The 1014-nt window shown below is 74.0% G+C and carries 1 protein-coding gene; it reads left to right on the top strand.

The genetic code is table 11. The features are described from left to right. Positions 1 to 64 precede the first annotated feature (64 nt). A partial coding sequence (locus tag J0670_RS38675) for a protein kinase (RefSeq protein WP_207817444.1) occupies positions 65 to 1014 on the top strand: 950 nt, incomplete at its 3' end.

Here is a 1014-nt window from a genome sequence, read left to right as displayed (position 1 = left end):
CTATCGTGCACAGGTGCACGAGGCGGCCCGGGACCCCGGGCGCCGCACGTGAGGGGAGCTGCAGGTGATCGGACGGGCGCTGAACGGGCGTTACGAACTCGTCGAGATACTCGGCGTCGGCGGCATGGCCACCGTCTGGCGCGGCATCGACCACGTGCTGGGCCGTCAGGTGGCCGTCAAGGTCCTCAACGGGGGCCTCGCCGACGATCCCCGCTTCGCCGAGCGCTTCAGCCGCGAGGCGCAGCACGCCGCCATGCTGGTGCACCCGAGGATCGTCATGGTCTTCGACTCCGGCGTGGACCAGGGCACCCCGTTCATCGTCATGGAGCTGGTCCAGGGCCGCTCCCTCGCCGCCGTGCTGGCCCAGCAGCCGCAGCTGCCGGTGGAGCGCGCCGTCGGCATCGCGGCGGCGGTGTGCGAGGCGCTGTCCGTCGCGCACGCGGCCGGGCTGGTGCACCGGGACATCAAGCCCGGGAACATCATGATCACCGACGACGGCGGGGTGAAGGTCGTCGACTTCGGCATCGCCCGGGCCGGCTCCTCCAGCAACCTGACCCAGACCGCGAGCGTGCTCGGTACGGCCGCCTACCTCTCGCCCGAGCAGGCCACCGCCTCCGCCCTGGACGGCCGCACCGACCTGTACGCCGTCGGCTGCGTGCTGACCGAAATGCTCACCGGCGAAACCCCGTTCACCGCCGAGACCCCGGTGGCGATCGCCTTCAAGCACGTCAGCGAGCAGCCGCAGCCCCCGTCCGTACGGCGTCCCGGACTGCCGCCCGCGCTGGACGCGGCGGTGCTGCGCCTGCTCGCCAAGAACCCGGCCGTCCGCCCGGCCGACGCGGCCGCGGCGCGCGCCGAACTCCTCGCCACCGTCCCGGGGCTGGCCGTCGGCGATCCGACCGCCGAGCTGCTGGCGACCGCGGCCGCGACCCAGGTGCTGCCGCCGGCCGCCCCCGCGTACCCGAACCAGCCCGCGTACCCGGACCAGTCCGCACACCCGGACCAGCCGGTGCA

Source organism: Streptomyces sp. FH025 (genome assembly GCF_017427025.1).
In the GTDB taxonomy this organism is placed as follows: Bacteria; Actinomycetota; Actinomycetes; order Streptomycetales; family Streptomycetaceae; genus Kitasatospora.
The sequence above is the reverse complement of the archived record's forward strand: the minus strand, read 5'-3'. Positions and strand labels throughout refer to the sequence as shown.